Genomic DNA, 255 nt, shown 5'->3' with positions numbered 1-255 from the left:
CCACCACGCCCTTCAGCACCTTCGCAACACCAAGCGGCTCAACCGTTTCGTCAGTCTTCACCAGAATTGCACGGTCAGCACCCATGGCAAGTGCGGTGCGCAACGTTTCCTGCGCCTGTGCCGGACCGACCGAAACCACGACGATTTCCGTGACCTTGCCTGCTTCCTTCAAACGGATCGCTTCTTCAACCGCGATCTCGTCAAAAGGGTTCATCGACATCTTGACGTTTGCAAGCTCAACGCCCGAACCATCTC

1 protein-coding gene is annotated in these 255 nt (G+C 56.9%); it reads right to left on the bottom strand.

The annotated features are described in order from the left end of the window. The coding region (locus tag QSJ70_RS27560; RefSeq protein WP_502871737.1) for an electron transfer flavoprotein subunit beta/FixA family protein at positions 1-255 on the bottom strand (255 nt) is incomplete at both ends.

Source organism: Brucella sp. NBRC 12950 (genome assembly GCF_030268145.1).
Taxonomy (GTDB): domain Bacteria; phylum Pseudomonadota; class Alphaproteobacteria; order Rhizobiales; family Rhizobiaceae; genus Brucella.
This window is presented reverse-complemented; position numbering and strand designations above follow the sequence as displayed.